At 65.0% G+C, this 24,255-nt stretch carries 26 protein-coding genes; 11 read left to right on the top strand and 15 right to left on the bottom strand.

From position 1 onward, the window contains the following. The first annotated feature begins 183 nt into the window (after positions 1-183). A complete protein-coding gene (locus QW887_RS18870; RefSeq protein WP_316172654.1) occupies positions 184-1,839 on the top strand; it encodes an HWE histidine kinase domain-containing protein in 1,656 nt (551 codons plus the stop codon). A 130-nt stretch (positions 1,840-1,969) separates the two neighbouring features. Here QW887_RS18870 and QW887_RS18865 read toward each other — a convergent pair whose 3' ends face one another. Both QW887_RS18865 and QW887_RS18860 read right to left on the bottom strand, forming a co-directional pair. After that, entirely contained in the window at positions 1,970-2,518 is a 549-nt protein-coding gene (locus tag QW887_RS18865) for a sigma-70 family RNA polymerase sigma factor (protein WP_006612137.1), read from the bottom strand. After that, positions 2,519-2,755, bottom strand: a complete 237-nt coding sequence (locus tag QW887_RS18860) for a NepR family anti-sigma factor (RefSeq protein ID WP_315734569.1) — start codon at positions 2,753-2,755, stop codon at positions 2,519-2,521. A gap of 196 nt (positions 2,756-2,951) precedes the next feature. Here QW887_RS18860 and QW887_RS18855 point away from each other — a divergent pair, with 196 nt between their 5' ends. Beyond that, positions 2,952-3,755, top strand: coding sequence for a response regulator (locus QW887_RS18855; protein WP_315713838.1), 804 nt, complete (start codon positions 2,952-2,954; stop codon positions 3,753-3,755). Between the two features lie 78 nt (positions 3,756-3,833). Here QW887_RS18855 and QW887_RS18850 read toward each other — a convergent pair whose 3' ends face one another. After that, positions 3,834-4,319: an energy transducer TonB gene (locus QW887_RS18850; RefSeq protein WP_315713839.1), complete on the bottom strand. Its 486-nt coding sequence runs from the start codon at positions 4,317-4,319 to the stop codon at positions 3,834-3,836. A 378-nt stretch (positions 4,320-4,697) separates the two neighbouring features. Between QW887_RS18850 and QW887_RS18845 the strand changes: the two genes are divergently transcribed. Next, on the top strand, positions 4,698-5,138 hold the full coding sequence (locus tag QW887_RS18845) for a hypothetical protein (RefSeq protein ID WP_315713840.1): 441 nt from the start codon (positions 4,698-4,700) through the stop codon (positions 5,136-5,138). Positions 5,139-5,229: 91 nt separating this feature from the next. Here QW887_RS18845 and QW887_RS18840 read toward each other — a convergent pair whose 3' ends face one another. The 3 genes from QW887_RS18840 to QW887_RS18830 form a co-directional block, all read right to left on the bottom strand. Then, entirely contained in the window at positions 5,230-5,673 is a 444-nt protein-coding gene (locus QW887_RS18840) for a hypothetical protein (protein ID WP_316169505.1), read from the bottom strand. A 102-nt stretch (positions 5,674-5,775) separates the two neighbouring features. Beyond that, positions 5,776-6,147 (bottom strand): YqjD family protein, encoded by a 372-nt coding sequence (locus tag QW887_RS18835; RefSeq protein ID WP_316194813.1) that lies wholly within the window; start codon positions 6,145-6,147, stop codon positions 5,776-5,778. An 80-nt stretch (positions 6,148-6,227) separates the two neighbouring features. Next, positions 6,228-7,346: an AI-2E family transporter gene (locus QW887_RS18830; protein WP_316194812.1), complete on the bottom strand. Its 1,119-nt coding sequence runs from the start codon at positions 7,344-7,346 to the stop codon at positions 6,228-6,230. 219 nt (positions 7,347-7,565) lie between these two features. Here QW887_RS18830 and QW887_RS18825 point away from each other — a divergent pair, with 219 nt between their 5' ends. Together QW887_RS18825 and QW887_RS18820 are read left to right on the top strand one after the other, a co-directional pair. After that, positions 7,566-8,315 carry a L,D-transpeptidase gene (locus QW887_RS18825; protein WP_316194811.1) on the top strand — a complete coding sequence of 250 codons (750 nt, stop codon included), beginning with the start codon at positions 7,566-7,568 and terminating at the stop codon, positions 8,313-8,315. Positions 8,316-8,330: 15 nt separating this feature from the next. Next, a complete protein-coding gene (locus QW887_RS18820; RefSeq protein WP_316169503.1) occupies positions 8,331-8,990 on the top strand; it encodes a DUF2865 domain-containing protein in 660 nt (219 codons plus the stop codon). A gap of 13 nt (positions 8,991-9,003) precedes the next feature. Here the strand turns inward: QW887_RS18820 and QW887_RS18815 are convergent, their stop codons facing one another. Further along, positions 9,004-11,097 (bottom strand): methyl-accepting chemotaxis protein, encoded by a 2,094-nt coding sequence (locus QW887_RS18815; protein ID WP_315713846.1) that lies wholly within the window; start codon positions 11,095-11,097, stop codon positions 9,004-9,006. A gap of 178 nt (positions 11,098-11,275) precedes the next feature. On the opposite strand from QW887_RS18815, the gene QW887_RS18810 reads away from it, so the two are divergent. Next, positions 11,276-11,431, top strand: a complete 156-nt coding sequence (locus tag QW887_RS18810) for a Thivi_2564 family membrane protein (protein WP_315713847.1) — start codon at positions 11,276-11,278, stop codon at positions 11,429-11,431. A gap of 64 nt (positions 11,432-11,495) precedes the next feature. Here QW887_RS18810 and QW887_RS18805 read toward each other — a convergent pair whose 3' ends face one another. Further along, positions 11,496-13,658, bottom strand: coding sequence for a malate synthase G (locus tag QW887_RS18805; protein WP_316169502.1), 2,163 nt, complete (start codon positions 13,656-13,658; stop codon positions 11,496-11,498). Positions 13,659-14,474: 816 nt separating this feature from the next. Here QW887_RS18805 and QW887_RS18800 point away from each other — a divergent pair. Next, on the top strand, positions 14,475-14,615 hold the full coding sequence (locus QW887_RS18800; protein ID WP_316169501.1) for a hypothetical protein: 141 nt from the start codon (positions 14,475-14,477) through the stop codon (positions 14,613-14,615). 101 nt (positions 14,616-14,716) lie between these two features. Next, a complete protein-coding gene (locus tag QW887_RS18795; protein WP_316169500.1) occupies positions 14,717-15,070 on the top strand; it encodes a hypothetical protein in 354 nt (117 codons plus the stop codon). A 198-nt stretch (positions 15,071-15,268) separates the two neighbouring features. Here the strand turns inward: QW887_RS18795 and QW887_RS18790 are convergent, their stop codons facing one another. The 5 genes from QW887_RS18790 to QW887_RS18770 form a co-directional block, all read right to left on the bottom strand. After that, positions 15,269-15,724 carry a hypothetical protein gene (locus tag QW887_RS18790; protein WP_316194810.1) on the bottom strand — a complete coding sequence of 152 codons (456 nt, stop codon included), beginning with the start codon at positions 15,722-15,724 and terminating at the stop codon, positions 15,269-15,271. Between the two features lie 282 nt (positions 15,725-16,006). Next, the gene (locus QW887_RS18785) at positions 16,007-16,384 is read right to left on the bottom strand and encodes a DUF1493 family protein (protein WP_315713850.1); all 378 of its coding nucleotides are present in this window, start codon (positions 16,382-16,384) and stop codon (positions 16,007-16,009) included. 228 nt (positions 16,385-16,612) lie between these two features. Continuing rightward, positions 16,613-16,867: a hypothetical protein gene (locus QW887_RS18780; protein ID WP_316169498.1), complete on the bottom strand. Its 255-nt coding sequence runs from the start codon at positions 16,865-16,867 to the stop codon at positions 16,613-16,615. Continuing rightward, on the bottom strand, positions 16,864-17,193 hold the full coding sequence (locus tag QW887_RS18775; RefSeq protein WP_316169497.1) for a hypothetical protein: 330 nt from the start codon (positions 17,191-17,193) through the stop codon (positions 16,864-16,866). The genes QW887_RS18780 and QW887_RS18775 overlap by 4 nt, the downstream gene beginning before the upstream one ends. Before the next feature lie 45 nt (positions 17,194-17,238). Further along, entirely contained in the window at positions 17,239-17,967 is a 729-nt protein-coding gene (locus tag QW887_RS18770; RefSeq protein WP_316169496.1) for an MgtC/SapB family protein, read from the bottom strand. Positions 17,968-18,347: 380 nt separating this feature from the next. On the opposite strand from QW887_RS18770, the gene QW887_RS18765 reads away from it, so the two are divergent. Beyond that, positions 18,348-19,340 carry a cytochrome-c peroxidase gene (locus QW887_RS18765; protein ID WP_316169495.1) on the top strand — a complete coding sequence of 331 codons (993 nt, stop codon included), beginning with the start codon at positions 18,348-18,350 and terminating at the stop codon, positions 19,338-19,340. 203 nt (positions 19,341-19,543) lie between these two features. Here QW887_RS18765 and cysC read toward each other — a convergent pair whose 3' ends face one another. Both cysC and cysD read right to left on the bottom strand, forming a co-directional pair. Next, entirely contained in the window at positions 19,544-21,460 is a 1,917-nt protein-coding gene (gene cysC / locus QW887_RS18760; RefSeq protein ID WP_315826001.1) for an adenylyl-sulfate kinase, read from the bottom strand. 14 nt (positions 21,461-21,474) lie between these two features. After that, positions 21,475-22,299, bottom strand: a complete 825-nt coding sequence (cysD, locus tag QW887_RS18755) for a sulfate adenylyltransferase subunit CysD (RefSeq protein ID WP_316194809.1) — start codon at positions 22,297-22,299, stop codon at positions 21,475-21,477. Between the two features lie 204 nt (positions 22,300-22,503). Between cysD and cysG the strand changes: the two genes are divergently transcribed. Continuing rightward, positions 22,504-23,934, top strand: a complete 1,431-nt coding sequence (gene cysG / locus QW887_RS18750; protein ID WP_315826003.1) for a siroheme synthase CysG — start codon at positions 22,504-22,506, stop codon at positions 23,932-23,934. Next, complete coding sequence (locus QW887_RS18745) at positions 23,935-24,249, top strand: DUF2849 domain-containing protein (protein ID WP_315713857.1); 315 nt, start codon at positions 23,935-23,937, stop codon at positions 24,247-24,249. The last annotated feature ends 6 nt before the right edge of the window (positions 24,250-24,255 follow it).

Genomic DNA, 24,255 nt, shown 5'->3' with positions numbered 1-24,255 from the left:
GCCTCGACCCGGGGTGCGCCTTGCCCAAGGCGTCTCGGCGCCGATGCACCGGTATCCTGGGATCGCTATCCGCTGATCGCTCCGATCACTTCCGATCGCCCCGAGGTGCGTCCTTGAGTTGCAGGCCCGGTTATTGGATGACTCGTCTCCTCCTTCGCCAACCCTTTACTTCAGAGTGAACGAGTGCTCCGGCTGGGTGTCATCATCGGTTTGATCGCGCTGGTCGGGACGGCGCTGTCCGGCTTGGCCGCCTATCGCGTACACGACCAGGAGCTGGCGCTCGATCGCATTGCGCTGGCCCGTGCCATCGACGTCCATGCCAGCCTCGTCCAGGACCGGCTGACCGAACGTGAGCTGCTGGCCCGGGTGGCCTCCGGGCTGTTCCGCGCTCCCTCCGTGATCAAGGCCAATATGCTGGAGCCGCTGCGATCGTCGATCTACGCGTTCAAGACCGACTTCGTGGTGGCGTCGTGGATCGCACGGCTGCGGCCGGATGAGCTCCCCATCGCGCAAGCCGAGCTGCGTCAGGCTGGCTTCCCGAATCCAACCATTCGCAATTTCGACGACATGCCGCTCGGGCCGAACGTCGATCGTCCGTTGGACGTTCTGATGGATCTCGAGCCACGCAATGCCGAGACCTCGAAGCTTCCCGGTATCGCACTCGACCGGCAGCCGATCGTCGGACCGATGCTCGCGCGTGCCATGGCCGAGGGCAAGCCGGTCGCATCCGATCCCACTCCGCTGCTGCGGAGCGATGGTCCGATCGGGATCGTGCTGGCAGCCCCGGTCGTCCCGCAAGGTGCCACTGCGCCGGCGGGCTTCGTGACGTTTTCCTACGAGATCGGGCCACTGCTGCTCACCAATGACGATCTGTCGTTGTTCTCGGTGGCGTTGAAGGATCCGCGCAACGCCTCGGATGAGCTGGTTGCCAACGACCAGGGGGCGGTGACGAGCCGGACCCGCAGGCCCGACGATCCTGCTCCGTCGTCGACCCGCACCGTGGCCTTCGGCAATCACGACTGGTCGCTGGTCTATTACGCCAAGGGCAATGCGGTCCGGCGCGCGCAACAGACCGCGGCGATCGTCGGCGTCATCGGGATGGCGCTGACCGGTATCATCTGCGGCCTGTTCGGCTACGTCGCCTACAACAATCTGCGCCTGAGCCGCGAAATCCAGGTGCGGATCGGCTTCGAGCGCCGACTGACGGCGGTCATCGACGAGCTGAACCACCGGGTCAAGAACATCCTGGCGGTGATCCAATCCATCGTGACGCGCACGCTGCGTCATGGCAGCGACATGGACGTCGCACGCGAGCTGCTGATCGGACGGATCCATGCGATGTCGAACGTCGTCACGCTGCTCAGCGAGAGCCAATGGCAAGGCGTGCAATTGCGCGGACTGTTCGAAGCTCGCGCGATCCCGCATGCGGACAGGATTGCGGTCAACGGACCCGACATCACCGTGAGCGCGCGTGCCGCGCAGAGCCTCTCGCTGCTGTTTTTCGAACTCGCCTCGCACTCGGACGAAGGCCTCTCGCTCGTGGGAAAGCACCCGCACATCACCGCCAAATGGGAGGTGACCGGCGAGGAGCCGAATGCCGTCTTCCACTTCCGTTGGGAGGAATTGAACACCAGTGAAGCAACGCGGCGGCCGGACAGCGATTTCGGACTGATCCTGCTCGATCGCGTGGCACCGGAGGCGCTCGGCGGCACGTCAAAGCGCTTCTTCACCGAGGCGAGCTATGTGTATGAGCTGACCGCTCCGATGGAGACGGTGATCGACATGACCGAGCGCGATCGCACCGAGCAGTTCTCCGCGCCGGTGCATCCGGCGCGATAGCCGCAGCGCTCGTCGGCAAACAGGATGCCAGGGCGCACGATGCCCGAGTGCAAGTGATCAACAACAACAAGAAGAGGCGGCTCTTTCGCGAGCCGCCTCTTTGCTGGTTCGTTTGCGACGGCTTGGCTGATCAGCCGCCGCTGCCGCCGATCACCGCCCGCACGGTCTCGTCCGGGCCGAAATCCTCGGCGCCTTCGACATAGAGCAGCGCTGCCAGCTTCGAGCGCGCGCGGTTCACGCGGCTCTTGATGGTGCCCACCGCGCAGCCGCAGATCGCTGCCGCATCCTCGTAGGAGAAGCCCGATGCACCGACCAGGATCAGCGCCTCGCGCTGGTCCTGAGGCAGCTTCTCGAGCGCCGCGCGGAACTCCTCGAACTCGAGATGCGCGCCCTGCGAGGGATGCGTCTTGAGCGTCTTGGCGTAGTTCCCTTCGGCATCCTCCACTTCGCGCCGGCGTTTGCGGTAGTCGGATCGGAACAGGTTGCGCAGGATCGTGAACAGCCAGGCAGGCAGATTCGATCCCGGTTGAAACGAGTCGATGTTGGCCAGCGCCCGGAGCAGGGTTTCCTGCACGAGGTCGTCGGCACGATCGCTGTTACCACTCAAGGAAATCGCAAATGCGCGAAGGCTGGGGACGGCCGCGAGGATATCGTCCCGCAAGGAATCAGTGAGAGGCATTCACTCCCTCCCGTCGGTTTGGTCGTTGGATCCCCCGCCGTTCTCCACGTGGGACTGTGCTGCCGGCGCATCAAGCTTCCGCACCAGTTCCGCGAAGCGGTCCGGCACTCCCTGACGGACGACGTCGTCGTACATCGCGCGGAGTTGATGACCGATTCTGGATTGAATTTCCGCGTTCAGTCCGCCGGGCTTGCGCGGTGCCGCATTCTTGCTGGCTTGAGACTTTACATCTTTCATGACCTTTTCCACGTTTCCCCGAGAGTTAAGTCCCTGAAGCTTCAAGAATTATTCTCGCCACCGAGAGGGTCTGTCGGGAACTAATGCGACGGGGCGATAAAAGTTCCACGCGTTTGGGGAACTTTTCGTCGGTTCGGGCGTAATCAGCCCATCATGGAACCCGGGCGGGAAGCCCAGATGACCGAATGGAGTGGGGATGAGCCGATCACAGCTTGTTGCTGAACATTTGCCGCTGTTGCGCCGGTATGCGAGGGCCCTCACCGGTAGCCAGGGTTCCGGAGACGCCTATGTCGGAGCGATGCTCGAGGCGCTGATTCAGGATCCCGCTCTGCTGGACGAGCGCTATGGCCCGCGGGCTGCGCTGTTCCGGCTGTTCACGCAGATCTGGAACTCGGTGGCGCTCAACGACGACGCCGAAGTGGCGACTCTGCCGATGCCGCCGGAGCGGCGCCTCTCCAACATCACCCCCTTGCCCCGCCAGGCCTTCCTGCTGCTCTCGCTCGAGGGTTTTCCCGAGGAGGAAGTGGCCTTCATCCTCGACATCGACGTCGCGGAAACCCGCCGGCTGGCGGATGCAGCCGGACGTGAGCTCGCCGCCGAGATCGCCACCGATGTCCTGATCATCGAGGATGAGACCTTCATCGCGATGGACCTCGAGAGCCTCGTCAAGAACCTCGGTCACAACGTGATCGGCGTGGCCCGCACCCATGCCGACGCGGTGGCTCTGGCCAAGAACAAGAAGCCCGGTCTGATCCTGGCTGATATTCAGCTCGCGGATGGTTCGTCCGGCCTGGATGCCGTCAACGAGCTGCTGCGCACCTTCGAAGTGCCGGTGGTCTTCATTACCGCCTATCCGGAGCGCTTCCTCACGGGTGAGCGGCCCGAACCGGCGTTCCTGATCTCAAAGCCGTTCCAGCCGGCCATGGTGTCGGCAGTCGCCAGCCAGGCTCTGTTCTTCCAGCGCAACTCGCGCAACAGGATGCCGAAGCCGGCGGCCTGATCAAGCCGCGCGCACAACGTCGCCCCGGCGCGTTCCTCACGGAGCGCGCCGGATTTCGTTGCAGCATCGAAGACGAGATCAGCAGCCGCGGCACACGCCGTTGAGCCGTGCCTTCAGCGTCGCGTCATTCGGCTTGGTCTCTTGGAGCTTCAACGTTGTCTCCTCAAGCCGGATGATTGCGGACGTCCGTCGAGGCGCGAACACGATCGGCACGAGAAAAGTGAGATCGCCGTCCGCCAGTTCCGGCGGCGGTGGCGCAAATGGTTGGGCTCGCTCCACCATGGCGAGCGCTTCCCGGTCGAGCGCGGGGTCACCGGTCGTTTCGGCCAGCACCGCCGAGATCAGGTGGCCTTCGCGGTCGATGTGAAACAGGACCTTGGCCGTCCCGCCCTGATCCGAGGCCTGCAGCGGATAGCGACGCTGAACCTTCAATTGTGCGACGAGGTTCTTGATCCAAGTGTCCCTGGCGCCGTCGGCCGCTGCAATCCCGGGAAACAGGCACACGAGAACCAGCGCCAGTCCAAACCCTCTCCATACGCCGACGCGATCCAGCGAGCTCAGCATCCCTGCCCCCACGTGCGCGGACCATGAACGCAGCCGCGCTGCTTCAACATATAACCGGGACGAAAAGGGGATAAAGCGCCGCGAATGTCGGGGCCGCGATCTGACCGGAAGGGTGGATCAGGAAAGAATGCGGGGCACCGCCGGCATCACCACGGCGGTGCCCCGCGTCGCCGGTCAATGGGGCAGGGGGAATAACCGGCTGCCGAGATGACGCGCGACCCGAAAAGTCGTTCCGCGTGAGATCGAATTTTTTGGCGCCATGAAATTGAAGAATACCGCCGCAGTTTACACACGGTTAAGTGATTTGCCCAACCGAGAACCCAGTTCCTGCGACTTACGTTGGTATGCCGATCGCCTTACGGCGAGGGGAGCAGAGACATGTCGCAGACCAGGAAGGTTATCGTTTTGGGTTCGCTTGCGGCTTCCGCGATGCTCGTGGGCGCAATGCAACTGGCTTCAGGCCATGATCTTGGCGCCAACCTGCCGGTTCAGAGCCCCTCTCCCCAGCCGATCGTCGCAACCGCGAATGACGTGAACCGGGCCGCCAAGGCTGACCGCGCCAAACAAAACGGTACTGCGGCGCCGTCGCAGACTGTGTCGATCAAGCTGGCAGCCTTCGCGGAGACCTCCTTCTTGGTGCGGCTTCCCTTCAACCCCACGGGTGTAAGCGCGGGCTCGTTACCATCGCCGCAGGGATCGCAGCTCATCACCACCGGCAACGAGCGGCAGGCCGTCAAGCATCCGGTGGCGTGCGAGCCGTCGGTGTCCGTGCTGACGGAGATCGCCAAGCGCCTGCAACCGGGACGGTGTGTGACTTAGTTACAGCCCCTCGCACCAGGCCCGCGGCTCAAGCGGCGGATCAACGCCTGGCAAATGATAAAAGCCGTCCGATGACGGTCAGGGGCAGTCCTCACTCTGCGGGAGTTTGCTCCTCCGCGGCTGGGCGGCTGACCATGAATCCGAGCGCCAGACCGCCCACAGCCAGAATGGGAATCAGCCGCTTGATGCCAATCATGCGGACGATCTGCAGGCCGCTTGCCAACAACATCGGGTCTGCGAAAGCAGATTGGACTGCCGACCGCGCCGTTTCCGCGGTTCGCGCGGCACGACTCTCGATTGCGCGCTTGCGCGCCATGTAGCTGATTGCGGCCATCAACGTCACCACGAAGAAGATGGCGGCACCTGTGAGGCACGCGGCCACGAGCCCGTAACGATCCAGGACGGCGACAAAAGCTGCGGCGCACAGAAAGCTCGTGGTTACGAACAGTCCGACCGCTGCAGCGATTGCGAGCGATGTGAGCCGAACGGCATGCCCGGTCGATTCCTGGAAGTCCGCAATCAGGCGCTGCAGCATGTCATTCTCCTCCTCGTCTCGTTCATCTGCGCAACAAACTCAAATCGGCGCCGAAAACGCGGCGCCGAAACAAGACGACCTCTGGATTTCAGGGGCCAACCCTCAGCGTCTCCAGGCGGCGCCGATGAGAAATCCGAGTCCGAGCGCAAGACCCACGGTGGCGAGTGGGCGATGGGAGATCACGTCCTCGAGGCGCTCCTCCAGCGAGTTTGCGGCATCCTGGGCTGCACCAAACATCGCAGTGCCGCGCTCGGACATGTCGTCGAACGTCTGGTCTACGTTCTCGCGTGCCTGACGATAGCCGCTGCGGGCCTGCTTGCTGGCCTGCCCAGCGAAAGCATTGAGCGCGTCGGTGATCTGTTCGGCGAGAGCTGCGATATCGTTTTTCACGGCGTGGACATCCTTCTGCAGGCGTTCGTAGTTCGCTTTGTCGACGAGATCTTTCAGGGCGGTCTCACCGTCAGTCGGTGGCATGGCAAGCTCCCGGAGCAAGGTGATTGCGTCTGCTCGACAAACGCGGGGTCTCAGCCGAAGTTCCGACGGTGGAAACCGAATTAGTCTGCCGGCAGTTGCGGCGAGTCGTCCGGCAGCAGATGCTCCTTGACGATGAGGGCGACGATCAGGAGCGGCGAGGCAAGGAAGGCTCCCATCGGGCCCCACAGCCAGGTCCAGAATGCCAGCGCGATGAACACCGCGAGTGCGTTGAGAGCCAGCCGCCTGCCGATGATGGTCGGCGTGACGAAGTGGCCTTCCATGAAGGTGATCACGGCGAAGATGGCGGGCGCGACCATGCCGGCGCTCAAGGTCGGGAATGCGATTGCGCCGACCAGGACGAGCACCGCGAACATCGCGATCGGCCCGATGATGGGGATGAAGTTCAGCGTTGCCGCAAGCGCCCCGAGGCCGGCGGGATTGGGCATGCCGGCGAGGGCGCAGGCGAGGCCGGCTGCAATACCGACACCGGTGTTGATGAGCGTCACTGTCAGGAGGTAGTTGCCGAGGTGCAGCTCGAGCTCATTGAGGATGCGCAGCGTCCGCAGCCGTGCCTCGTGATCACCAAAGGTCATGATCAGCGCTCGCCGGAGATCGCGCCAGCTTGCGATGAACAGCACGAGCGTCGCGAAGAACAGTAGGAATTCGGTGAAGGTCGGCGACAGGAATTCGATCGTTGGCTGAACCCAATCGAACTTGGGGAGCTCCAGGCTGGCCGAGGCTTGTGCGCTTCCGCCGCCGACGGCCGCCTGCATTTCGTGCCACAGCGCGAGCGGTCGATCGAAGACGTGCAGCTTGGCCTTGAGCGTCGCGGCAAGCTCGGGAAGGCGATTGGTCCAGTCGAGCAGAGGCGCCGAAATCAGGCCAATGATGAAGGCGAGCCCGGTGGCAACGGCGATCACGATCAACACGGCGCCGACGCCGCGCGGCACGTGATGGCGTTCGAGAAAGTTGGCGGCCGGCGACAGCATGGTGCCGACCACGAAGGCCATGACGATCGGCAGGAAAAACCCCCGGGCGACATAGAGGACACCCGTCACGCAGACGGCCGTGAGGATGACGAGAGCGATGGCGACGACGTCAGCCCGCCTGATCACGGGCGGTGCTTCTTGGTGACTTTCATTCAGGGCTGAATCGTCGTTCCCGCTGGCGAGCAGCCGCTCGGTGGGAAGTACACGCACCATGAATCTCCCGATCGAGTCGTTCGCGCACAGCTCGCGTGGTGACGTTCTCGTCATCCAACAACCGAGGGGGCCATCCGGTTCCGTCGCGCAAACGTGAGAACTCATACGCTTGACTGACGCAGGGCGACCACACCGGGCCGGAACTACGGCGAGACGTTCGGCGTTTGGAAAGCAATCACGCATCGTACCGCGATGCTCGTCTGACAGGGGCACTCCATGACACAGCTCGTTTCCGATCACCGCAGCTTTGCGCGGACCGCTTCGCTGATCGCCGGCGTCGCGGTTCTTCTTGTTGCTAGTCCCACCGCGTCTCACGCACAGAGCCTCGGATATGCGTCGGTCGAACAGCAGCAGGCCTTCCCGCCGGACGAGGCGACTGCACCCGCCGTGGAGCAGGACGAGGACAGCCGGCTGCCCGACAGGTTGCGGCGCACGATCGTCAATCTCGATACGCGGGAGGCGCCGGGGACGATCATCATCGATACCGGCAATACCTATCTGTACTACGTGCTCGGCGGCGGCCGCGCGCTGCGCTACGGCGTCGGCGTGGGGCGCCAGGGCTTCACCTGGTCGGGTGTCCAGACGGTGACGCGCAAGGCGGAATGGCCGGACTGGCATCCGCCGGCGCAGATGATTGCGCGCCAGCCCTATCTGCCGCGTTTCATGGCCGGCGGCCCGGGCAATCCGCTCGGCGCCCGGGCCATGTATCTCGGGTCCAGCGAGTATCGCATCCATGGCACCAACGACCCCACGACGATCGGCAAGTTCGTGTCGTCGGGCTGCATCCGCCTGACCAATGAGGATGTTTCCGACCTGTTCAGCCGCGTGCAGGTGGGGACGAAGGTCGTGGTGCTGCCGAAGGCCGGCTCGCTGCAGGCGCGCACCAATGCCGGCCGTACGCCGCGCGTGACGTCGCTGCCGTCGGGGCGGCAGGCGATGTCGCTGCCCGTCTCGGCCGTCAATTGATATGGGAGCGGAATGATGAACGGTCGACGTGCACTCGCCGCCATTGCAGTGGCAACCATGGCAACCGCGGGTGCGTTGGCAGCGCCGACCACAGCGGGCGCGCAGGATTTTTTCTCGGCGCTGTTCGGCGGCTTCAACGCACCGCAGCGTCAGGCGCCCTATATCCGGATGCCGTTCGCCGACGAGGTGCCACCGGCGCCACGGCCGGCCCCGCGGGGCGACGTCACCTATCGCGGCGGCAGCAGCAGCGTCGCCTGGTGTGTCCGCACCTGTGATGGCCGCTACTTCCCGCTCGGCGCGACCGGCGACCAGAGCAAGGAAGCCGCCTGCAACAGCTTCTGCCCGGCGGCCAAGACCGAGATTGTCTATGGCAGCTCGATCGACGGTGCCGAGACCGATGGCGGCAAGCCGTATTCGGCGCTGCCCAACGCCTTCAAGTATCGCACCGAGATCGTCGACGGCTGCACCTGCAACGGCAAGGACCATTTCGGCCTTGCCAAGGTGTCGATCGACAACGATCCGACCCTGCGCAAGGGCGACGTCGTCGCCAGCGACGACGGCCTCAAGGTCGCCAACCGGACCGGCAGCGGCAAGCGCGCCGAGCTGAACTTCTCGCCGGCGCCCGCGGCGTTGCGCGCGAAATACGAGCGCGCGCCGGTGACGGCGTCCGACTGATCCTGCGAGGTCGTCAGGCGGCGCGGATCTTGCCGAGGAAGTCCCTGACCTGATGACCGAGATTCCTGCTCTGGCTCTCCAGCGTCTCTGAGGCGGAGCGCACGTTGTCGGCCGCCGCCGCAGCGGCATCGGCGTCCGACTTGACGCCGGTGATGTTGTCGGAAACGTTCTTGGTGCCGTCGGCGGCGAACTGGGTGCTGCGTGAGATCTCCTGCGTCGCCGCCCCTTGCTCCTGCACCGCCGCGGCGATCGCAGTCGCCACCTCGTTGACCTCGCCAATGATGCCGCCGATGCGCTTGATCGCGTCGATCGCGTCATTGGCGACGCGCTGGATGTCGGCGATCTGCTCGGAAATCTCGTCGGTCGCCTTCGCGGTCTGGCTCGCCAGCGTCTTCACCTCGGAGGCGACGACCGCAAAACCCTTGCCGGCCTCGCCGGCGCGCGCTGCCTCGATGGTCGCGTTCAGCGCGAGCAGGTTGGTCTGCGAGGCGATGCTGTTGATCAGCCCGACCACCTCGCCGATCCGATTGGCCGATTGTGCCAGCCCCTGCACCGTGCCGTCGGTCATGCGGGCCTGCTCCACTGCGCGGCTGGCGATTCCGGCCGCATGCGACGCCTGCTTGCTGATGTCGGCGATCGAGGCGTTCAGTTCCTCCGCGGCCGAGGCGACCGTCTGCACGCTCGTCGACGCATCGCTGGAGGCCTTCGAGGCCTCCTCGGCGCGGGCATTGGTCTGCCGCGAGACGTTGGTCAGTCCGGCGGACGTCGCCTGCATGTCGGTGGAGGCGCGGCCGAGCTGCTCGAGCGAGTCGCGGACCAGCCCCTCGAACTCGCTCACATAGCTTTCGATCGCCCGCTGGCGCGCGACCGTCGTTTCGTTGCGTTGGCGCTCCTGGGCCTCGATCGCGAGCTTGTCCTTGGCCTGCTGCTTGAACGTTTCGAGCGCGCCCGCCAGCGCACCGATCTCGTCCTGCCGCTGCATGTAGCCCGTCTCGACGCTGAGGTCGCCGCCCGCAACCGCCAGCATGGCATCGCGCATTCTGTTGAGGGGCTGGATCACCCGGCGGCTCACCAGCATCAGCGCGGTGCCGCCGATCACGGTCGCCGCGATCAGGAGGCAGAGTTCGACCCCAAGGGTCCGCATGGCCGCCGCATGCTGCTCCTCGATATAGGTCCTTGCGGTCTCGAGCGCGGTCTCGGCGACCGCAACCGCCGCATTGAGGCGCCCGACCGTGAACGGGCTCCATTTGTTGGCGACCATCTCTGGCGTCTCGCCGCTCGCGAGCGCGTTGACGAGGCGATCGCGCAGCGCCGTGTACTCGGTCTCGAAATAGGCCTTGCGCGTGGCCTCCAGCGCGGCCGTCATCGCGGCCGGCCATTTTGCGCCGCTGGTCGCGAGTTCGAGCGCCTTCCATGCGGCCTCGGCGCCGCCGACCGCTTTGGTATAGTTCAGCCGCGCCTCGGGCGTGATCTTGCCTGCGGCGAGGCCGTTCGAAACCAGGAAGGAGGCATCGCCGGCGGTGTTGCGCAGCAGCCATGCGATCTGCTTGATCTGCAACAGCTGATCGATGGTCGGATCCGCATGGTTGACCTCGGCGGCGAGAATGGCCTGGATCTTCTCCAGCGTCTCCAGCAGCCTGTCCTCGGTCTGCATGTATTCCTTGCCGAGCGCCAATCGGCGCGACGCCTTCGGCTTGGCGACCTCCTGCCAGAATTCCCTCTGCTGATCGCTCAGCGTTGTCAGCAGTTGTTGGAATTGCGAGAGCAGCGCCGCCTTGTCAGCAAACTCGATGCCCGGAAGGGTGCCCAGCGCGCGGCCCATGGCGGGCATGGCGACGTCGCGCAGGCCGCGGACGTATCGCTCGGTCTCTGGCTCGACCTTCTCGTCCACGGTCACCATGCGGTTCGAGGTCGAGCGGTCGGCCCGCAGCTTGTCCATCGCCTTGAACATGCTTTCGGAGGCATCGACGATCGAGCTGATGCGCGCGGTGAGCTCGAGCTGCTGCCACGAATTGTAGGCCCGCGAGGCGAACAGGCCGACAAACAGGCATGCCGTCACCAGGATGATGGCCTTCAACGTCGTGGAAATGGTCAGGCGGTTCAGCATGTTGATCTCCGATTCACCGCATTTGACCGCAGACCCGTAAAAATCTGGATGAGGGCTGGCTCCGTTGAACTACGGAGACAGTCGTTGAGCACTCAGGTTCCGGGAGTGGAACTACCAGCCGCCGAGCGTGTTAGCTGATCACCGCCAGCGCATCCTCCTCTCGTTCAGGGGCTCATTCATGCTCGTCAGTGCTCTCGTCACCTTTCTCGTCGTCATCCTCATCCTCTATTTGATCAACCTGCTGCCGATCGACGGCCGGGCCAAGCAGATCTGCCGCGTGATCGTCATCGTGCTCGGCGTGATCTCGCTGCTTCGATTCATCGCGGTGATATGATCTGGCATCATGTTACCTCCGGCAGATCAAAAAAAGCCCCGGCGGATGGCCGGGGCTTTTCGCATCAGGCGCTTGCCTTCGCCTCGCGGCGGCGCGCCGTGAGGATGTATTCGGTGTAGCCGTTTGGCTGGGTGCGGCCTTCGAACACGAGGTCGCAGGCCGCCTTGAACGCCACGCCGTCGAACGACGGCGCCATCGGCTGATAGAGCGCATCGCCGGCATTCTGCTTGTCGACCACGACGGCCATGCGCTTCAGCGAATCCATCACCTGCTCCTTGCTGACCACGCCATGGTGCAGCCAGTTGGCGAGATGCTGGCTCGAGATGCGCAAGGTGGCGCGGTCCTCCATCAGGCCGACATCGTGGATGTCGGGCACCTTGGAGCAGCCGACGCCCTGGTCGATCCAGCGCACGACGTAGCCGAGAATGCCCTGGCAGTTGTTGTCGATCTCCTGGCGCACGTCGTCGGGCGCCCAGTTCGACTGCGACACCGGAATGGTGAGGATGTCGCCGAGCTTGGCGCGCGGGCCGCCCTTCGCGAGTTCCGCCTGGCGGGCGTGAACGTTGACCTGGTGATAGTGCAAAGCGTGCAGCGTCGCCGCGGTCGGCGACGGCACCCAGGCGGTGGTGGCGCCGGCCTGCGGGTGGCCGATCTTCTGCGCCAGCATGTCGGCCATCTTGTCCGGCGCGGCCCACATGCCCTTGCCGATCTGGGCATGGCCAGGCAGGCCGCAGGTCAGGCCGTTGTCGACGTTCCAATCCTCGTAGGCCTTGATCCAGGGCTGCGCCTTCATCTCGTTCTTGCGGATCATCGGACCGGCTTCCATCGAGGTGTGGATCTCGTCGCCGGTGCGGTCGAGGAAGCCGGTGTTGATGAAGACGATGCGCTTGGACGCGGCCTGGATGCACGCCTTGAGGTTCACCGTGGTGCGGCGCTCCTCGTCCATGATGCCGACCTTCATGCTGTTCTCGGGCAGGCCGAGCATCTTCTCGACGCGCGCGAACAGCTCGACCGTCAGCGCCACCTCGTCCGGGCCGTGCATCTTCGGCTTGACGATGTAGATCGAGCCGGTGCGGCTGTTCTTGACCTTGGAGAGACCCTTGAGGTCGTGCATCGCGAGCAGGCCGGTGACGGCGGCGTCGAGAATGCCCTCCGGCACCTCCTTGCCCTGGGAGTCGAGCACGGCGTCGGTGAACATGTGATGCCCGCAATTGCGGATCAGCAGCAGGCTGCGGCCGTGCAGCGTGAGGCTGCCCCCGGACGGCGTGGTGTAGCTGCGGTCGCTGTTCAGCGCGCGGGTGAGTGTCTTGCCGCCCTTCTCGAAGTCGGCCGACAGCGTGCCGTTCATCAGGCCGAGCGTGTTGCGGTAGACTAGCACCTTGTCCTCGGCGTCGACGGCGGCGACCGAGTCCTCCATGTCGAGGATGGTCGAGACCGCGGCTTCCAGGATCATGTCGGAGACGCCGGCCGGATCGTCCTTGCCGATGACATGGCTGCGGTCGATCACGACCTCGACATGCAGCCCGTTGTTGGCAAGCAGGATCACGGAGGGCGCGTCGGCCGAGCCTTGATAGCCGGCGAACTGGTCGGCGTTCTTGAGCGCAGTGGCGTTGCCGCTCTTCAGCTTGGCCGAGAGCTGGCCGGCAATGACGCTGTAGGCGGTGACGTCGGTGTGGCTGCCGGTGGCGAGCGGCACGGCGGCGTCAAGGAAGGCCTTGGCCTTGGCGATCACCTTGTCGCCGCGGGCCTTGTTGTAGCCCTTGCCCGCTTCGCTCGGATCGTGCGGGATGGCGTCGGTGCCGTAGAACGCGTCGTAGAGCGAGCCCCAGCGCGCATTCGCCGCGTTCAGCGCGTAGCGGGCGTTGGTGAGCGGCACCACGAGCTGCGGCCCGCAGATCTTGCCGATCTCTTCGTCGATATTGGCGGTCTCGACCTTGTGCGTGGCCGGCTCGGGCAGCAGGTAGCCGATCTCCTTCAGGAATGCGGTGTAGGCGCCGAGGTCGAAGGCCTTGCCCTTGTTGGCGAGGTGCCAAGCGTCGATCTTGTCCTGCAGGGCGTCGCGGAAGGCGAGCAGCTCGCGGTTCTTAGGGCCGAGATCGCGCAGGATCGCGGCAAGGCCGGCCCAGAACGCGTCCGGATCGATCCCGGTCTTCGGCGCGGCCTCCTTGGCGATGAAGTCGAACAAAACGGGGGCGATCTTCAGTCCATGGGCGTCGATACGGGTCATGATGAGACGTTTCTCTCGAATAGGGCGACGTTGCGCGTGTCTTGGGCGTGCTGAAATGGCCGCCTCGAAGGCGGCGTGTGCAGTGCATTTAGCGCCAAAGCGGGGGCCACGAAAGGGGGGAGGGGTATCGCAGTTGGTCGGGGGAGGGCAGCGGACAGGCGGGCTGGTTCCGGGCGGAGTGATGACAAGTAATTTCGCAGGACCGCCTCAGAGTTCGGCCGCGAGCCCACAGCCGTGCAGAGCCCTCGGATCGGGCACGCTGCCACCCTCCCCCTCCAGGGTAGGGTGACAACGCACAGCGTGCCGCAAATGGCGTTTCGACGTACACCAAACGGCTGCGGACAACTCAACGAAGGTGATCGCTCGTGGTGGTGATGGCTCATGCAACTTCGTCCTCGCGGCGCCTGTTCGCGTCCGAGCTTTGCACACTTGCCGCCTCTCGGTCACGAGAGGCGCAGGGAAGGCCGGGTGCAGGCTGCACCCATGGCCCGCCTGCAGAAAAAAATGCAGGCGGCAGTCACCACAGGTTCAGCCGGACATCCGGCCTTCCCTGCGCGATGGCTCTACGGTTGCTCCGTGGTCTCCCCGGTGCGCCGGGCTTTCTGGTCACCGTTGCCCGCGCGACGCGTCGGCGTCGCAGCTTGCGTGGCATCAGCGTCGGGATGCCAGGACCCCACGGCTTGGCCGTGCGCCTCGGGACTGTCCGTCGACATGATTGCTCACGCCGCAGCCCAAAGCGCCCACCGCATCCCGCACCCGACGTCCGTGACGGTCGCGAACTGTCCCTCGTGTGGGACGGGATGCGGAGAGATAAGCATGATTTCTGAAAAAAAGAAAGAAGAATATTTTTGGCGCGGGGACTGGACAGGGCAAATCGGGTTGATGGGGCTGAGCAATTCGGCTTTTCTGCGCAGGCAGATTTTGCGGACTTCGGGGCAGGGCAAGCTGGCGAGCTAGTGCCGACCGAGCTTCCATCTGGTCTTGCCTGTTGGCTTTGTGAGAACCTTCGAATATGACGTCCGCGCCGGCAGAGTGTTCGCACAACGGAGCCCATGTCGATGGCTCGCCTGAAAGATCGATACGAACTCAATGCGCTGCTGCCGGAAGATGCACGTCGTGCGGAGCTCCTGACACTGATTGATCGCCTCTGTCCGGGAGGATCAATCCATCATGTGCTGAGGCATATCCCCGAGCAGGCTGAAGACGTCTATACCATCCTTGTCGATGATCATTCTGTCGTGAGCTTCGATGTGGCGCGCGGGCGTGATCCGATGATTCTGACAGAAGTCAGAATTCAGAGCTTAAAGGAATTTCGCCATGAGATCGGCCAGGGCAAGGACCGGATCAGATTGGATCGCGCCGCTGAACAGGCGAGGAAGCTGCTCGGATCGACCTCCGCACCGCGCTCGTGAGCGCGGGTGCTCTGTAGGCGTGGTCCGGAAGCGGGCTTGGCCGCTCCTCAGGTCGATGGCGGCGTCCGGAATTGACTTGGTAGCGACTCCCCTCCGTGCTCCCAAATGCCAGCATTCGTGAAACGGTTGGGTTTTGCGGATGCAAAAAGCCATTCGTGACCGTCAGACGGGTCGCTGCGTCGATCCGGGCCGTCCGTGCTATGCCTGCTCAGAGCCGGGGATACCCGACCGCGCGAGTTCTAGCAGCTCGAACAGCGCAACGGGCGCTCGCGCAGCAAATTCGGTGAAGTGAGGTGAGGAAAGCATCTTCAGCATTTCGGTGTCTTGTCCCGCGGCGCTATCATGGGTGATGGAGCGACTGAGTTCCCATCCCGTTGGGGTGCAGTTGACATCGAGGAGCCACCAGCGTGCAGTGCCGTCCACAAGATCGACTTCAACATAGACTTCGAACGCGCAAAAGGGTTGATCCTCATAACGAAACGCATCCTTGTACTCGCGGAGATCGCAGCCGTGCCTGACCTCAGCGACTGATGGACGCTGGCGAAGATCGTGTGCCAGCTTCGCCATGTCGCGGTTGATGCTCGCGAGCAATGTCATCAAGGTCTTCGCCTGCGATGACACGGCATCAGCAGCCACGTGCGATGATTGGCTCATTTGGCCTCCCCTGTTGGACGTCAGGGCTTGCTTGCTCTGGCACTGTGGTCACGCGCCGCCTTTGGTGTCGCTTTGTCAGTCCAGCGATGTCGCAAGACTCCTCAGTCTTCCATGATGATGTAGCGCAATGCCTGGCACGACGTGATTCAATCCTATCAAAAATCGTCCGCCCATGATCCTGCGCTAATGCGCGGAACGCCCTGAGGGTCGACGGTTTGACCAGGGTCGATAGCCTCGTTCCGCAATAGGGGCAGACTTGGATTTGGAACGCGGCGGTCAGGCTCACATCTCCGGCGGTGCCGTGCGGCCTTCCGGCGAGACGGCGATCGATGTCGCTTCATTGGGCCAGCGCTTTTGTCTCGCGGCATCGACGAGTGTGGCGATCGTCAGCGGCAACTGGGGGCGGCGCAGGCGAAGAACGGTCAGGACAAGCCGGGTCAGCGACAGGCCCTCCGGTCCGAAATGGCGGTCGAATTCGAAGCCGGACAGGTCGACGTCGAACGCCCGCTGGAATGCAAGCATGAATTCGCGCGCATCATCGCCGTCGACGCCGAGGTCTCCGGCGATGTCGGACTCGTCAGAGATTTGCTCGCGGATCCCGGTCTCGGCCCTGACGAAGTCCAGAATTTTCTGAAGGAGTTGGTCTGAAGTCTGTGACATCATCCAACTATCCGACACCTTCTGCTGCAGGCAAGCGCAGGTCGCTCGTGGGCCGGGCAAAGGCGCGGAGCGCCGTGCTCACCATGCTTCACCGGTTTGAGATGGGGGGCACGCGCCGCCTGCCCGCGCCGCTTTGCCCACCCGATGGTCGCAAAAGATCGCAGGCGCGTCGCTGAATGAATAGCAAACCATCAATCCGCATGGCGCTTTCCTTTGTCCGCGCCTAGGCTATCCAACGAGCTTGTCGTAGTCGGCGTGTGAGCCGATCCAGAACCACAAATAGCCGTCGTCGACCTCGGTCGCGAGGGCTCGGTAGCGTAGTCCGACCCGAGCGGACCAGAACCGTCCGACCTTCTTGAACTGGAGTGAAGGGTGACGTGGATCGCGTTTCAGAAGCTCGAAATTCTGATCGGCGAGCCTTTTGATGGCTTCAGGCAGCAACTCGTAGGCCGCCCAAAATTTCGGAGATGCGAAATGGGTCACAATGGCCGGGAGCGGCCAGCTCGATGCGCCGCAAGAGCTTCGTCCGCCAAGGCGTCGAGTTTCCCGGTATGAGCATCACGCTCGATCGCAGCATCGAATGACGCAGCATCGAACCGTTCGAACCATGCGCGAAAGCGCGCGAGTTCGTCTGGATTGAGCTGTTGGACGGCCTTTTCGATCTCTTCGGCGGTTGTCATGATGGGAACATAGCACTGAACATTGAAGCCGAAAAGGTGGCGGCCCGATGGGACCATAAAGCGGCATTGAGGGACCGCATTGCCGAATGTGACGCAGGCGTGTTGCTTGAGCGTGCCGCGATACGGCAAGACCAGTCCCGGATGTCGCCTGGCTCATGCGGCTACGCGCTACCCTCACGTCCGCGACGGCGCCAGGCGGAATTCGACGACGTCCTCTGCGCCGGACAGGTCGCGCGCCATCTGGGCGGTTTCAAACCGGCCGGCGGCCTGCAGCACCAGCTCGAAATGGAATTGCCGCTTCGTCTCGCTGTATTCGTAGCACCAGTCCAGCACGTCGAAGCCATAGGCCCGCATGCATTCGCGCAATTCGGCCTCGCTCGGCTGCAGGCCATGGCGGTAGACGACCGACAGCGACAGCGTGGTCTGATGCGGCAGCCATTTCTCGACTTGGCCGAGCAGGGTCATCGCGGCCAGCGACAATGCCGTGGCGCAAAGCGCGGTGCCGTAGAAGCCGATGCCGATGATGATGCCGATCGCCGACGTCATCCAGATCGAGGCGGCCGTCGACACGCCGCGGATGGTGAAGCCGTCCTTGATGATGACGCCGGCGCCGAGGAAGCCGATGCCGGTCATCAGGCCCTGGATCACGCGCGTCGGATCGGAGACGGTCGGCGACACCGCCATTCCGCCATACCAACTGCCGGGAAAGCCGTTGATCGCCGTCAGCAAGGTCGATGCGACGCAAACCAGGGCGTAGGTCCGCATGCCGGCCGCGCGTCCGTGATAGGTGCGCTCGTAGCCCAGCAGCAGGCCGACGGCCGCCGCACCCATCAGGTGCAGCAGCAGAATCCCGTTCGTCTCCAGTTCGGCCGTCGACCAATAGGCCGCCAGATGCTCCATCATGCGCCTCGACCGCGTTGCTGCGGGTGGCGTGAACTGTGCGGATCAAGTGCTAATTTCTGCTTGCCGATGCGGCGGCCGCGCCGTGGGCAAACTGCTGTCCAGGCACGAGCCGGCGCACTCCTCCGTAGTTCTCCGGCCAGGATGCGCGCATCGCCTGACGCGCCGGCGCGCCGTCGTCGATGGAGGCGACAGGTTCTCACATTCGCCGCGCCGGCTGTTCTCGACGCACGCCGGCATCGCGTCCGCCGATGGCGGTCAGGCCGTGCACTGACGCCGCTCAATCCCGCCTGCGCCGATTCATTGCCCCCGCACAGTCCCACTTCGGACGTAAAAGCTATCGATAACGATTTGCATCAAGGGGATGTCGGGGGAGACGGGCGATGTCGTTCACGGGGCTGCGGTCGGTCGTCTTGTGTCTTGGCCTGCTCGCCCTGCCCGCGCTTGCGGCGGACAAATCTGTAGCGCCCTATCTCGCGGCAGCTCCGCAGAAGCCGACCTTGCTGCAAATGCTGGCTTCAGCGTTGAAGCCGAAATCGGCGCACGCGGCGTCGTCCGAGCACAGGCCGAGAATCCGCCACGCCACCGCGGCGGTGAGGAAGCAGCCGAAGGCGCCGTCAGCACCTGCCGTGACCGAGGCGCCGGTGGCCGAGCCCACCACGGTCGGCGCCGCCGTGGCGCCACCGGCCCAGCTCTCCGAAGCCGAGCTCGCCGCCAAGGGGCTGGAGCTGTTCAACGACGCGAGCCTCTCCGGCGGCGGCAAGGCGTCCTGCGCGACCTGCCACTTCTCGACCGGGCATACCAACAACAAGACCTATGTCGGCCTCGACGTGGTCGCCGACGGCGATCCCAATGGCCGGAATACGCCGACGCTGTGGGGCGTCGGCGAGCGCGCGGTGTTCGGCTGGGCCGGCCAGGCGCCGACCCTGGAGGACAGCATCCGCGGCATCATCGTCAACCGCATGAAGGGGCCGGAGCCGTCGCCGGAGACCCTGGCGGCGCTGGTCGCCTATGTGCGCACGCTGAACTATCCGGCGAACTGGCAGGTCAAGGGGGACGGCACGCCGAGGGAGGATGCCAGCGCGGCCGTCAGGCGCGGCTATGAGCTCTATATCGGCGACGGCGGTTGCGGCACCTGCCATCAATTGCCGAGCTTCGACAAGAAGAGCAAAGACGACATCGGCACCGGCGGCAAGTTCAAGGTGCCGACCCTGCATGCGGCCGCGTCGACCGCGCCGTATTTCCACGACGGCCGCACGGCGTCGCTGCGCGACGCCGTCAAGCTGATGTGGGAGTTCTATGCCAAGAAGATGGAGACGCGACTGCCGACCGAGGCCGAGCTCGACGATCTCACCGCCTATGTCGGCGCGCTGTAGCGTCCGGCTGAGCTGGGTCGCGCTTCACCGTCATTCCGGGGCGATCGGCAATGCGCAGCCGTGAAGCGGCTGTGCGTCGACGATCGAACCCGGAATCTCGAAGTGATTGGGGATTGAGCGCAAGGCAATGTCGAGATTCCGGGTTCAAGGCCTGCGGCCTTGCCCCGGAATGACGGGGTGCATGACAAGTCTGGAAGCAGACGTCAGATATTCGCGCCGAGATCGGCGATGTCGTCGAACAGCACGGATGTCCGCGACAGCAGCGCCTCGAGCTCGTCGGTGGCGTCCGCAATCCCGCGCGTCGCGGTGTCGATCACCAGTTCCGCATCGAGCGGCGGCTCGTAGTCGGTGCCGATGCCGGTGAAGTTCTGCAGATTGCCGGCGCGGGCCTTGGCGTAGTGGCCCTTGGGGTCGCGGCTCTCGCAGATCTCGGCGGCCGTCGCGACGTAGACCTCACGGAACAGGTCGCCGGCGACGCGGCGCGCAGCCGCGCGGTCCTCGCGCGCGGGCGACACCGCGGCGACGATCGCGATGTGGCCGTTGCGGGCGAGATGGGTCGCGACCTCGGCGAGGCGACGGATGTTCTCGGCGCGGTCCTCCGGCGTGAAGCCGAGATCCTTGTTGAGGCCGGCGCGGACGGTGTCGCCGTCGAGCAGCACCGGAGCGCCGCCGCGGCTGAACAGCCGCCGCTCCAGCGCGCGCGCCAGGGTCGACTTGCCGGCGCCGGGCAGGCCGGTCATCCACACGACGGCGCCCTTGTGGCGATAGCGATCGGCGCGCTCCTGCGGCTGCAGCGCCGATTCCACCGGCATGATGTCGACCGGTGCGGCGCGCTTGCCAGCGGCGATCGACAGCACCAGCCCGCCGCCGGCGATGCGGCCCTGCACCTCGATGACGAGACGGCCGGTGCGCGCATTCTCGGTGTAGGGATCGACGGCGACCGGCTGGGTCAGTGCGATCTCGATCTCGCCGACATGGTTGCGCGCGATCGAAGCGTTCTCTTCGTTGGACAGCGAGCCCGGGTCGACCGCCTTCGCGATCGCGACGACGCTGCCGCGCGCCTCGCGGGTGCCGAGCCGGACCAGGATGCTGTCGCCTTTCGACAGCGGCTGGTCGTGCAGCCAGAAGATGCGGGCATGCAGCCGGCGCGCCGCCTGCGGCTCGCGGCCGACATGGGCGATGACGTCGCCGCGCTCGATGAACAGCTCGCGATCGAGCGTGATGCCGACCGAGCGGCCCGCGCCCTGCGCCGTGGTCACCGGGGTCTGCGGCCAGCCCTCGACGGTCCTGATCTTGGCGATCTTGCCGGCGGGCATGATCACGATCTCGTCGCCGGCGCGCAACTCGCCGGCCTCGACGCGGCCGGCGACGATGCGGCGGTCGTCGAACTTGTAGATCGCCTGCACCGGTAGGCGCAGCGGCAGGCTCGACAGCGGCTTGGCCGGCTCCAGCCCGTCGAGCGCCTCGACCACGGTCGGGCCGTCGTACCAGCCGATCCGCGAGGTCAGCTCGGCGACGCCGTCGCCGTCTCGCGCGGAGATCGGGATGACGGCGACCGGCTTGACGCCGAGGCCTTCGAGATGGGCCGAGATCTCGGCCTTGATCGCGTCGAAGCGGTCTTCGCCGAAATCGACGCGGTCCATCTTGTTGACGACGACTGCGACCTGCTTCACGCCGAGCAGATGTAGGAGATAGCCGTGGCGGCGGGTCTGGTCGCGCACGCCTTCGAGCGCGTCGATGATCAGCACAGCGCCATCGGCCTGCGAGGCGCCGGTGATCATGTTGCGCAGGAATTCGGCGTGGCCGGGCGCGTCGATCAGCACGACCTCGCGTGCATTGGTGCGGAAGCGGATCTGCGTGGTGTCGATGGTGATGCCCTGGTCGCGCTCGGTCTGCAGCGCGTCGAGCAGGAACGACCATTCGAACGGCATGCCGCGGCGGGCGGAGACGGCCTGCAGCATCTCCAGCTTGCCCTCGGGCAGGCTTCCGGTCTCATGCAGCAGGCGGCCGACCAAGGTCGACTTGCCGTGGTCGACATGGCCGACGATCACGATGCGGACCTGCGGACGGGTGGTGCCGTTCGGCGTGGCGGGGGCGGCTGACGGGACTCGCATGTTCATCGCCTTATCCCCCCTCACAGATAGCCGGCGACGCGAAGCCGCTCGAAGGCGTCCTCGGTCTCGTGGTCGAGCGCGCGGCCGGCACGCTCCGGCACCTTGGTGCTTTCGAGTTCGGCGAGAATCTCGGGGATGTTCGAGGCGTTCGATGCGACCGGGAAGGTGATGTCCTGATCGCCGAGCGAGCGATAACGCTTGCCGTTCCTGGACAGATACAGCGGGATGATCGGAATGTTCTCGCGCGCCGTGTAGGCCCAGATGTCGGCCTCGGTCCAATGCAGGATCGGATGGATGCGCAAGTGAGCGCCCTGCGGCGGCGAGGCGTTGAAGTGATCCCAGAATTCCGGCGGCTGGTCGCGCACATCCCAATGGCCCTCGGCCCCGCGCGGCGAGAACACGCGCTCCTTGGCGCGCGTCGCCTCCTCGTCGCGGCGGATGCCCGCGATCAGGCCGTCGAAGCCATGCTTGGCGAGCGCCATCTTCAAGCCTTCGGTCTTGCGCGCAGCCGAGCGTGCGGCGGGCGGCAGGGTGGGATCGACGGCATCGATCGGCGGGCACGGCTCGATCTTGAGATCGAGGCCCCATTCCTTCGCGTAGGTGTCGCGGAAGGCGTACATCTCGGGAAACTTCTTGGCCGTATCGACATGCATGGCGGGGAACGGCACCCGGCCGAAGAACGCCTTGCGCGCCAGCCAGATCATCACGTTGGAATCTTTTCCCAGCGACCACAGCAGCGCCAGCTTCTTCAGCCGTGCAAAGGCCTCGCGAAGGATGTAGATGCTCTGCGCCTCCAGCTCGTCGAGATGGTCCATCGTCGGTGCGGCGTTGAGGACGCGCGGCATGGAAGATGCTTGCTCGATCTCGGAGGAGGGTAACCGATCTCTGGAAACGTCGTTGGTGAGAATGTGCATGCTATCAGCCATCGCCTGCCTGGGAGAAAATTCTATGGCGGAGCCAAGGAATAATTTTCTCTTTACGTCGTAGGCGGGACACTTATATAGAAAATAATTCCAGTCAACCCCCAAGTGCCGAAGCTGAAGAACGCAATGCAATATCTGCCGGTGTTTCTCGATCTGAAGACCGGCCCCGTGCTGCTGATCGGCGCGGGCGAGCTCGTGCGCGCCAAGCTTCGCGTGTTGCTGTCCGCGGGCGCACGGATCCGCTGGTTCGCCACCGACGGCGACTTCGATCTCGCGGGTCTGCGCGATCAGCACGGCCAGATCGAGCGCGCCGAAGGCGACCCGCTGAGCGCCGATCTCACTGGCGTCATCGCCGTGCTGTGCGCGGGCGCTGGCGACATCGGCGTTGCGATGTCGGCGCGGGCGCGCAGCGTTGGTCTGCCCGTCAACGTGATGGACGACCTCGCGCATTCCAGCTTCATCTTTCCGGCGATCGTCGATCGCGGCGACGTGGTGGTGGCGATCGGCACCGGCGGCTCCTCGCCCGTCGTGGCACGCCGCGTGCGCGAGCGCATCGAGGCGCTGCTGCCGGCGCGGATCGGCGAGCTCGCGAGCTTCATCGGCGACTTCCGCAAGACCATCAACCCGCAGATCGCCGAGATGACGCTGCGCCGCCGCTTCTGGGAGCGCATCGTCGACGGCCCGATCGGTGCACTGGTGCTGGCGGGCCGCAAGCAGGAAGCGGAGGCGGCGCTGCATGGCATTGCCGATCCCACGGCGTTTGCGGGCGCCGATCATGCCGGCCGCAGCAACGGCCATGTGACCTTGGTCGGCGCCGGTCCCGGCGATCCCGACCTGCTGACGATCAAGGCGCTGCGCGCGCTGCAGGACGCGGATGTCGTGTTCTACGACGAGCTGGTCACGCCTGAGATTCTCGACCGCATCCGCCGCGATGCCTCGCGCGTGCCGGTCGGCCGCCGCGTCGGCAAGCCCGGCATTGGCCAGGATGCTGTGAACAGGCTGCTGATCGAAGCGGCACGCGAGGGCAAGCGCGCGGTCAGGCTGAAAGGCGGCGACTCCTACGTGTTCGGCCGTGGCGGCGAGGAGGTCGATGCGCTGCGCAAGGCGGGCGTGTCCTACACGATCGTGCCCGGCATCACCGCCGGCCTCGGCGCCGCCGCGCAGTTCGAGGTGCCGCTGACCTTCCGCAGCAAGGCGCTGCGCATCACCTTCCTCACCGCGCACAAGGAGCGCGATGCCGAGGCGGTCGACTGGTCGGCGCTGACTGACACCAAGATGACCGTCGTCGTCTACATGGGCATGACCGCGGCGCCGGCGGTGCGCGCAGGGCTCCTCGCGGCGGGCCGCTCACCGCAGACGCCGGTCGGTGTGTTCGCGAAGGTGACGCGCCCCGATGCGCAGGCGGCGGTCGGCACGCTCGATCAGTTGCCGGATCTCGTCGGCCAAATCGATGGCGGTCCGGCCATCCTCATCATCGGTGACGTCGTGGCGCACTCCGCGCCGTGGCGTCAGCAGACTATCAGTGGCGTGATCGCACAACTCCTGGAACCCGTCTGAATGACCTCCCCGCTGCAACAGAAGATCAAGATCACCGGTCCCTCGATCATCACCGCGAACCGGACCTGGGATGGCGCGGTGATCTACCGCACCGGCACCAAGAGCTGGTCGGATGAGCTCTCCGATGCGGCGATCGTCCGCACCGCCGACGAGGCGCGCGCCCTGCTGTCGGAAGCGGTGGCCGACGATCTCGGTGCGATCGGTCCCTACATCGCGCCGGTCGAGGTGGGCGCCGACGGTGCGGTCAAGCCCGGCAATATGCGCGAACACATCCGGCTCACGGGCGCCTCCATCGCGCTCCCGGCTCAAGTCTGAAGGCCT

The sequence above is a fragment of the Bradyrhizobium sp. SZCCHNRI3052 genome (assembly GCF_032484895.1).
GTDB lineage: Bacteria > Pseudomonadota > Alphaproteobacteria > Rhizobiales > Xanthobacteraceae > Bradyrhizobium.
This window is presented reverse-complemented; position numbering and strand designations above follow the sequence as displayed.

Excerpts from the sequence above, each read along its gene's own strand:
- QW887_RS18865 (WP_006612137.1), bottom strand. The coding sequence starts at position 2,518 with ATGCCTCTCACTGATTCCTTGCGGGACGATATCCTCGCGGCCGTCCCC.
- QW887_RS18860 (WP_315734569.1), bottom strand. The coding sequence starts at position 2,755 with ATGAAAGATGTAAAGTCTCAAGCCAGCAAGAATGCGGCACCGCGCAAG.
- QW887_RS18855 (WP_315713838.1), top strand. The coding sequence starts at position 2,952 with ATGAGCCGATCACAGCTTGTTGCTGAACATTTGCCGCTGTTGCGCCGG.
- QW887_RS18850 (WP_315713839.1), bottom strand. The coding sequence starts at position 4,319 with ATGCTGAGCTCGCTGGATCGCGTCGGCGTATGGAGAGGGTTTGGACTG.
- QW887_RS18845 (WP_315713840.1), top strand. The coding sequence starts at position 4,698 with ATGTCGCAGACCAGGAAGGTTATCGTTTTGGGTTCGCTTGCGGCTTCC.
- QW887_RS18840 (WP_316169505.1), bottom strand. The coding sequence starts at position 5,673 with ATGCTGCAGCGCCTGATTGCGGACTTCCAGGAATCGACCGGGCATGCC.
- QW887_RS18835 (WP_316194813.1), bottom strand. The coding sequence starts at position 6,147 with ATGCCACCGACTGACGGTGAGACCGCCCTGAAAGATCTCGTCGACAAA.
- QW887_RS18825 (WP_316194811.1), top strand. The coding sequence starts at position 7,566 with ATGACACAGCTCGTTTCCGATCACCGCAGCTTTGCGCGGACCGCTTCG.
- QW887_RS18820 (WP_316169503.1), top strand. The coding sequence starts at position 8,331 with ATGAACGGTCGACGTGCACTCGCCGCCATTGCAGTGGCAACCATGGCA.
- QW887_RS18815 (WP_315713846.1), bottom strand. The coding sequence starts at position 11,097 with ATGCTGAACCGCCTGACCATTTCCACGACGTTGAAGGCCATCATCCTG.
- QW887_RS18810 (WP_315713847.1), top strand. The coding sequence starts at position 11,276 with ATGCTCGTCAGTGCTCTCGTCACCTTTCTCGTCGTCATCCTCATCCTC.
- QW887_RS18805 (WP_316169502.1), bottom strand. The coding sequence starts at position 13,658 with ATGACCCGTATCGACGCCCATGGACTGAAGATCGCCCCCGTTTTGTTC.
- QW887_RS18800 (WP_316169501.1), top strand. The coding sequence starts at position 14,475 with ATGATTTCTGAAAAAAAGAAAGAAGAATATTTTTGGCGCGGGGACTGG.
- QW887_RS18795 (WP_316169500.1), top strand. The coding sequence starts at position 14,717 with ATGGCTCGCCTGAAAGATCGATACGAACTCAATGCGCTGCTGCCGGAA.
- QW887_RS18790 (WP_316194810.1), bottom strand. The coding sequence starts at position 15,724 with ATGAGCCAATCATCGCACGTGGCTGCTGATGCCGTGTCATCGCAGGCG.
- QW887_RS18785 (WP_315713850.1), bottom strand. The coding sequence starts at position 16,384 with ATGTCACAGACTTCAGACCAACTCCTTCAGAAAATTCTGGACTTCGTC.
- QW887_RS18770 (WP_316169496.1), bottom strand. The coding sequence starts at position 17,967 with ATGATGGAGCATCTGGCGGCCTATTGGTCGACGGCCGAACTGGAGACG.
- QW887_RS18765 (WP_316169495.1), top strand. The coding sequence starts at position 18,348 with ATGTCGTTCACGGGGCTGCGGTCGGTCGTCTTGTGTCTTGGCCTGCTC.
- cysC (WP_315826001.1), bottom strand. The coding sequence starts at position 21,460 with ATGAACATGCGAGTCCCGTCAGCCGCCCCCGCCACGCCGAACGGCACC.
- cysD (WP_316194809.1), bottom strand. The coding sequence starts at position 22,299 with ATGCCGCGCGTCCTCAACGCCGCACCGACGATGGACCATCTCGACGAG.
- cysG (WP_315826003.1), top strand. The coding sequence starts at position 22,504 with ATGCAATATCTGCCGGTGTTTCTCGATCTGAAGACCGGCCCCGTGCTG.
- QW887_RS18745 (WP_315713857.1), top strand. The coding sequence starts at position 23,935 with ATGACCTCCCCGCTGCAACAGAAGATCAAGATCACCGGTCCCTCGATC.